The following is a 7,218-nucleotide window of genomic DNA, read 5'->3' on the forward strand; positions in this document are numbered from 1 at the left end:
CCGTGCTCGGCGCCGGTGTCGGCGCCGCGCAGGACGGGGAGGCGGGCGCCGGGCTGGAGGGTGGTGCGGGTGCGCCGGGCGGTGGTGGTGGCCGGGTAGGTGACCTCCAGCTGGGCGATCTGGGGGGAGAGGTAGCGCTGCAGGAGTCCGGTGCGGCCGGCGGTGCGTACGGCGGCGTCGCGCAGGGCGAGCTGCGCGGGGTTGGTCAGCATGCCCCAGCGGGTCTGCAGGGAGGTGGTCTTGGCGACCGCGTGGACGGCGGGCCGGCGTTCGGCGTCGTAGCTGTCCAGGGCGGATTCGTGCAGGGTGCCGCGCAGGACGCCGGCGAGTTTCCAGCCGAGGTTGGCGGCGTCCTGCAGTCCGGTGTTCATGCCCTGCCCGCCGGCCGGGCTCATCACGTGCGCGGCGTCTCCGGCCAGCAGGGCGCGGCCGCTGCGGAAGCGTTCCGCGGAGCGGACGTGGACGCGGAAGACGGCGCTGAAGCGCAGTTCGCCCAGGGTGACGCCGCCGGGGCCGCGTTCGCTCAGCACGCGTTGGAAGAAGTCGCGGGAGGGTTCGGTCTCGGCGAGTTCGGGCGGCACGCTGACCGCGACCCGGTGCACGCCGCGTGCGACGGGGGCCAGCGCCATGCCGCCCTGGGCGGTGTAGCAGTAGTGGACGACGTCGGGGGGCAGGTCGCCGGACAGCTGCGCGTCGGTGATGGCGAAGTTGACCGGCAGCTGCGCCCCGGCGAAGGCGATGCCGAGCTCTTTTCGGACGGTGCTGTGCGCGCCGTCCGCGCCGATGACCCAGGAGGCGTCGATCTGTTCGCTGGTGCCGCCGGGGAGCTCGAACGTGGCGTGCGCGCGCGGGCCCGAGGCGTCCAGCGCGGTGAGGCGGGCGCCGCGTTCGACCTTGCCGCCCAGCTCCTGGAGGCGGGCTTCGAGGACCGCCTCGGTGCGGTCCTGGGGGATGCCGAGCGCGAAGGGGAAGGGTGTCGTGTCGAGCCGGTCCAGCCATGCGGTCGCCAGATGCCGGTTGTTGGAGAGGTAGGAGACACCGCGGACCTTGAAGCCCTCGTCGAGCAGTTGATCCGTCACGCCGATACGGCGAAGGAGTTCCAGCGGGCGAGGCCAGATGGTGGTGGCCCGGGAATGCGCGGTGTGCCCGCGTGCGGCATCGAGAATCCGTACCGGAATTCCTTGCTGAAGGAGTTCGCAGGCAAGGACAAGGCCGACCGGACCGGCACCCACCACGACGACTGGTTCGTTCATGGAAAGAGTCCTGTTCGTTTGATTCGCATGGCTGATCCGCATGGCTGATTCGCATGGCGCGGACGGGGTGTGGGACGTCGCCTCACGCTAGGCACGGGGCCGGCGGGGCGGAAGGATTCCGGCTGCAAGACAAGTCCCGGTGTTTCCAAAGTGACATCACCGGCTGACCCAAGGGGGAATTCTCAACATCCTTGCCCGGCCATAGATTTGGCTGTGCCTCTTCGCACTGCGCCCAAATTCCCTGCAGGTGAAATTGCGGCGCCTCCCCCGCTTGTGAACGCGACAAGTGTTTCTGCGACCCGACAAGGATGCTGATGAAGGACACACCCCCCTCCGCCGCCCGCCACCCGGTGATCACTCTCACCGCGGTGGTGCTGGCCTCCCTGCTGCTGCCGATCTCCCTGACCGGGGCGTCGGTGGCGATGCCCGGCGTGGCGGCCGACTTCCACAACGGGCTCGCCGCCGGACAGTGGATCGTCAACGGCTACGACCTCACGTTCGCCAGCTTCATGCTCGCGGCGGGTTCCTTCGCCGACCGCTTCGGCCGACGCAAGGTGTTCTTGACCGGCATCGCACTGTTCGCGCTGTGCTCACTCATCTCGGCACTGTCCAACGGCATCGTGCTGCTGGACATCGCCCGCGCCATCGCCGGCGTCGGCGCCGCGGCCGTCCTGACCTCCGGCAGCGCCCTGCTGGCCCAGGTGTTCGACGGTCCGGCACGCGCCAAGGCCTTCGGTGTCTTTGGTACCGCGGTGGGCATCGGCATGGCGTTCGGGCCGTTCGTCGCGGGTTCGCTGTCCACCAACTTCGGCTGGCGTTCGGTGTTCCTGGTTCCCGCGATCGCCGGCGCGGTGGTCGTCGCCCTGACCGTGTTCCTGCCCGAGTCGCGTGACCCGCAGGCCACCCGCGTGGACTGGGCCGGCACCTTCACCTTCAGCGGCGCGCTGGCCGCGCTGATCGCCGCCCTGCTCGAGGGTTCCCAGCTGGGCTGGGCCTCCCCCTTCAACATCGCGGCGTACGTGGTGTTCGCCGTCCTGCTGGTCGCCTTCGTGTACGTCGAACGCCACCAGGAACGCCCGATGTTCGACCTGAAGCTGTTCAGCCAGCCGCAGTTCGTGTCGCTGTGCGTCGGCGTGGTCGCGCTGGTCTTCGCCTTCACCCCGCTGCTGGTGTACCTGCCCACCTACCTGACCGCGGTCAAGGACCAGAGCACCATGCACGCCGGTGTGGACATGCTGATGCTCACCGTTCCGACGATCTTCTTCCCGATGATCGCCGGTGCGCTGCTGCGGTGGATCCCGGTGCGCCACATGGTCACCGCCTCGGTCGCCCTGACGGCCATCGGCGCGGCCTGGCTGACGGTGCTCAGCCCCGACGTGAGCAACTGGGCGGCGCTGGGCCCCTTCGCGGTCATCGGTATCGGCATCGGTGTGTCGTTCGGTGTGATGGACGGCGCGGCCGTCTCCAGCGTGGACGCCGAGCGGGCCGGGATGGCCGCCGGAATGTTCAACACGATGCGGCTGGCCGGCGAGGCCATCGGCATCGCGGTGGCCGGCACCCTGCTGGCGACCTTCACCCGCCAGCAGATCGGCAGCAAGCTCGACGCCTACCCCGGACCCTACGGGCACCAGCCGGGCGCCCTGGCCGACGCCCTCAACCAGGGCCAGCTCAGCGGCCCCACCGACACCGTGCCGGCCGCTTCACGCGCCGCCTTCCACCAGATCGGCGCCGACGCCTTCACCTCCGGCCTGCACCAACTGCTGTGGATCCTGGCCGCGTTCGCCGCCGCCGCCACGCTGCTGGTGGCCGTGGTCGGCGCCAAGGCCCGTGCGGCTGCTGCGGCGCAGGCCGAGCAGACCGCACCCGATCAGGCTGAGGCCGACACCAACGTGCCCGTCGGGGCCTGAGCACCAACTCCCCCGCCCCGCAACACCCTTCACGCCCTTCACGCCCTTCACGCCCGATGGCCGGGCCCCTGCGATCGGAGAAATCAGCATGACGAGCGAAAGCGTCCGCGCACCGGGGCGCGTCGCGGTGGTCACCGGGGCGGCCCGCGGGATCGGTGGCGCCACCGCCCGCCGGCTGGCCACGGCCGGGCACGCGGTCGCCGTCGTCGACCTCGACGAGAGCAACTGCCACACCACCGTGCAGGCGATCCTCGACGCCGGCGGCCGCGCCATGGCGGTGGGCGCCGATGTCAGTGACGAAAAGCAGGTCGAAAGCGCGGTGGAGCGGATCGCCGAGGAACTGGGCAGCCCCGGCATCCTGGTGAACAACGCCGGGGTGCTGCGCGACAACCTGGTGTTCAAGATGTCGCAGGCGGACTGGGACACCGTCCTCTCCGTGCATCTGCGGGGCGCGTTCTTGATGAGCCGCGCGGTCCAGCGGCACATGACGAAGGCCGGCTGGGGCCGGATCGTCAACCTGTCCAGCAGTTCCGCGCTGGGCAACCGCGGCCAGGCCAACTACGCCGCCGCCAAGGCGGGCCTGCAGGGCTTCACCAAGACGCTGGCCATCGAACTCGGCCCGTTCGGCGTCACCGTCAACGCGGTGGCACCCGGATTCATCGCCACCGACATGACCGCTGCCACCGCCGAGCGGATGGGCCTGAGCTTCGAGGAGTTCCAAGAGTCCTGCGCCGCACAGATCCCGGTCCGCCGGGTGGGCACCGCCTCGGACGTCGCCGAAGCCATCGCGTTCTTCTGCGGGCAGGATGCCGGCTTCGTCTCCGGCCAGATCCTCTACGTCGCCGGCGGCCCGCTGAGCTGACGGGCGCTCCCGTCACACGACCGCCCGGCCTCCCCCACTCCCCTCCTCACCCTCACCCCACCCCCACCCCCATTGTCATTCCCATTCTCCTAAGGAGTTCTTCCATGCCCGAACTGACCACCGACCGCGTCCAGGACGCCTTCATCGCGCTGGCAAGCGGTGACCGGGACAAGATGCTGGAGTACTGGGACGAGAACCTGCGCTTCGAGATCCCCGGCAACCACGCCCACGCCGGATGGCACGAGGGCCTGGACGCGTTCCTCGGCTTCCTCGGGACCGTCGGGAAGCTGTCCGCCGGTTCCTACCGGGCGGAGAACGTAACGATCATGGCCAATGCGGCGGACGGCTACTCGGTCGACGTCAACAAGAACTGGGCGCTGCGCGCCGGCGCGCCCTCCGATTCCACCTCGCCCTACGACCTGCTCGACGTCACCGCACTGCACCTGCTGCGCTGGCGGGACGGGCGGGTCGTGGAAGGCCGCGGCGTCATACTCGGCGACGGCGCCGCCACCTCGGCGCTGTGGTGGTCGCCGCTGGACGCGCAGGGAAACCGCACCGCTGCCGCCTGAACCCCCTCTCCCCCGGCGCTCTTTCACCCGGGTCTCCCGGTTCTCCCGGTTCTCCAGAAACCCTCCCTCGACTGCCGGCGGCCCCCTTGGCCGCCGGCAGTCGCGCGCTGCGCCCCAGGGGCGCGGGAGGATCAGGTGTTCTCGCGGCTCGTGTCAGCGCCGGGAACTAGATGATCAATTCCAAGGGATGCTTGCGGAGGGTGTGGGGTGGGCGGCGGCTGACAGCGGCCATCAAGAACTCCCCACGTACGGCCAGATCGGTGAGTAACCGTGCGTGCTTGCGGGATGGTCGCTCGCACCTGGGTCAGACCGCCGACGGGCTGGGCATGAATGCGCCTGAGGACTACAGCAGTTGAGGAGGGGGCAGTGAGAGGGAGACCACAGTTGTGGGTGGTCGGCGTCCTGCTGGGCGTCGCCGCTTCCGTGCTGATGTGCGGGCTGGCCGTGGCCGCGGTGGTGCTGGTTCCCGCGTGGTGGCCTCACCCGGCAGTGGCGGTCGTTGCGACGCTGTTGGTCCTCGGCGTGGGGATCTCCTTGATCGGCGTGTGCTTCGTCCGTCTTGGTTCTTGGCACTTCGGGGTGGCCGCGGTCGTGGAGTTTCTCCTGGCTCTGGGGTTGCTGACGTTTCTCGACCAGGCCGTGCTCGCTGTGTGGGGCAAGCCGGTGGACACCGTCGTCACGGAGTCCGTACGGCATGAGCGGAACTCCCCGACGGGGAAGGTCACCCGGTTCTGGTGGGAGTGCTCGCTGGAACGCCTCGACGGCACGGAACTCGAGCGGAATCTGAGGGAGTCGGAGCTCATCCCGGTCGGGAAGGCATGCCCCGCCGACGCGGAGGCAGGAGACCGGCTCGTGGTGTACGCGGCGCCAGGAGGCTTCGCCGCGCCGCAGACGAATGCCCCTGTCGGGGGTATGTGGCTGGTCGTCGCATTCACTGCTGCTGCCACGGCAGCGGCAGCAACGTTTACGGCTGTCGGCATGACTCGTGCGGGTACGCCCACGAATCCTCCGTAAGCCCCCGTACGGTCAGTCCCCGTCGTCGACCCACTGCTCGCCGCCACCGCCTTCGACTGCCCGCGGGACTACGTCGGCCGCCAGATCGAACTCTCCGGCGACGAGATCCAACCGTCCTACGCTCACTGATCGCCTACGATCACTGACCCCTTGGAATAGATCATCTAGCGGAGGCCACTGACAACGCAGTGAACTCCGGCGCTGCGCGCCTGCGGGCCGAGGATCGCATTCCCGCCCGGCCTGAAGACCGGGATTCCCTGCGAAGATCAAGGGATGGTCGAACACGATGCTCTGAGTGCCACCCGCGAGGCCTACGACGCTGCCGCCTCCGTCTATGCGCAGCAGTTCCGTGACGCTCTGCAGGACAGGCCCCTGGACCGCGCGATGCTGGGTGTCTTCGCCGAGGCCGTAGGGGCCGGTGGAGGGGCTCAGGTCGTGGATGTGGGGTGCGGGCCCGGTCATGTCACCGCGCATCTGGCCGAGTTGGGGGTTTCGGTGTTCGGCGTGGATGCCTCGCCCGCGATGATCGAGCTGGCCCGGCAGGACTGTCCGGGCCTGCGGTTCGAGGTGGGCTCGATGGCCGCGCTGGACATCGCCGACGGCGTGCTGGGCGGCGTACTCTCCCGGTGGTCCGTCATCCACACCCCGCCGCAGGAACTCCCCGTCATTTTCGCGGAGTTCGCCCGTGTGCTGGCACCCGGCGGCCATCTTCTGATCGGCTTTTCGGCCACCGACGGTCCCTCTCACCTCACGCAGGTCTTCGATCATGCCGTCGCGCCGGCCTACCGGTGGTGGCCCGACCATCTCTCCGCGCTGCTGCGTACGGCCGGGCTGGCGGAGGTGGCCCGGATGGTCCGCGAACCTCAGCCCACCGACCGACGCCAGTTCCAGGAGATCCAGCTGCTGGCCCGCAGGGCCTGAGCTGGGGCTGTTGGTGGCGTCTTATTCGCGCAGGCGCAGGTAGGCCTCCAGTTCGGCGGCGCCGTTCAGCATCGCCCGGCCGCGGGTGGCCAGCCGGCCGTGCCAGTCGCGCAGTGCGTCCTGCAGTGGCTCAAGTCCGCCGGCTGCCCGCACCTGGGTGATCAGCGGGGCGATCTGCTCCAGCAGGTAGCCGCCCCGCCGTAGTTGGTGGGCCAGCCGGGCATCGCGGATGTCGGCGTCGTCGTAGATGCGGTAGCCGGTCAGGGGGTCGCGGCGGGGTTGCACCAGTCCGGCGCGTTCCCAGGTGCGCAGGGTGGCGGGGCGGAGGCCGAGCTGGGCTGCCAGTGGTCCGATGAACGTGGTGCCGGGCCGGGGTTCTGCGCCGGGTGGGGGTGCGGGGGTGGGTTCCAGGTCGCGCAGGGCGCTGTGTACGGCCTGAAGGGTCCGGCGGTCCTCCAGGAGCTGGGCGTGGCCGGCGTCGATGACGCCGAACGCCTCCTCGGGCGCGTCCTCGTTCACCGCCCGCATGATCGATGCCGCCGCCTGGTGGCCGTGGCCGGGTACCAGGGCGAGGAAGGTGCGAGGGCCGCCGCGTGCAGCGGCGTATAGGTGCGTTGACTTGCTCCTCGGGCTGAAGCCCGAGGATTCTGGCCTTCTCGATCGCTGCTGTGCCGCTACGCGGCACGGGGTTG

General features: G+C 69.9%; 6 protein-coding genes and 1 pseudogene. 5 read left to right on the plus strand and 2 right to left on the minus strand.

What is annotated here, in order from left to right; all coding sequences use genetic code 11:
• Positions 1-1,253 (minus strand): FAD-dependent monooxygenase (locus ACN6LB_RS45285; RefSeq protein ID WP_445031029.1); only part of this gene is annotated, 1,253 nt, incomplete at its 3' end.
• Positions 1,254-1,567: 314 nt separating this feature from the next.
• Here ACN6LB_RS45285 and ACN6LB_RS45290 point away from each other — a divergent pair.
• The 5 genes from ACN6LB_RS45290 (at position 1,568) to ACN6LB_RS45310 (ending at position 6,526) form a co-directional block, all read left to right on the plus strand.
• Positions 1,568-3,160 (plus strand): MFS transporter, encoded by a 1,593-nt coding sequence (locus ACN6LB_RS45290; RefSeq protein WP_445031030.1) that lies wholly within the window; start codon positions 1,568-1,570, stop codon positions 3,158-3,160.
• An 88-nt stretch (positions 3,161-3,248) separates the two neighbouring features.
• Positions 3,249-4,022 carry a 3-oxoacyl-ACP reductase FabG gene (fabG, locus tag ACN6LB_RS45295; RefSeq protein ID WP_445031031.1) on the plus strand — a complete coding sequence of 258 codons (774 nt, stop codon included), beginning with the start codon at positions 3,249-3,251 and terminating at the stop codon, positions 4,020-4,022.
• 104 nt (positions 4,023-4,126) lie between these two features.
• On the plus strand, positions 4,127-4,591 hold the full coding sequence (locus tag ACN6LB_RS45300; protein ID WP_356148374.1) for a nuclear transport factor 2 family protein: 465 nt from the start codon (positions 4,127-4,129) through the stop codon (positions 4,589-4,591).
• A 390-nt stretch (positions 4,592-4,981) separates the two neighbouring features.
• Positions 4,982-5,605 carry a hypothetical protein gene (locus ACN6LB_RS45305; RefSeq protein ID WP_445031032.1) on the plus strand — a complete coding sequence of 208 codons (624 nt, stop codon included), beginning with the start codon at positions 4,982-4,984 and terminating at the stop codon, positions 5,603-5,605.
• 273 nt (positions 5,606-5,878) lie between these two features.
• The gene (locus ACN6LB_RS45310) at positions 5,879-6,526 is read left to right on the plus strand and encodes a class I SAM-dependent methyltransferase (protein WP_356148388.1); all 648 of its coding nucleotides are present in this window, start codon (positions 5,879-5,881) and stop codon (positions 6,524-6,526) included.
• A gap of 21 nt (positions 6,527-6,547) precedes the next feature.
• On the opposite strand, the pseudogene ACN6LB_RS45315 reads toward ACN6LB_RS45310, so the two are convergent.
• A pseudogene (locus ACN6LB_RS45315) lies at positions 6,548-7,140 on the minus strand (TioE family transcriptional regulator); the annotation flags it as partial.
• Positions 7,141-7,218 lie beyond the last annotated feature (78 nt).

The organism is Streptomyces sp. SAS_270 (assembly GCF_052543295.1).

Bases quoted from the DNA above. Each gene is read 5' to 3' on its own strand.
- ACN6LB_RS45300 (WP_356148374.1), top strand. From the start codon at position 4,127: ATGCCCGAACTGACCACCGACCGCGTCCAGGACGCCTTCATCGCGCTG.
- fabG (WP_445031031.1), top strand. From the start codon at position 3,249: ATGACGAGCGAAAGCGTCCGCGCACCGGGGCGCGTCGCGGTGGTCACC.
- ACN6LB_RS45290 (WP_445031030.1), top strand. From the start codon at position 1,568: ATGAAGGACACACCCCCCTCCGCCGCCCGCCACCCGGTGATCACTCTC.
- ACN6LB_RS45310 (WP_356148388.1), top strand. From the start codon at position 5,879: ATGGTCGAACACGATGCTCTGAGTGCCACCCGCGAGGCCTACGACGCT.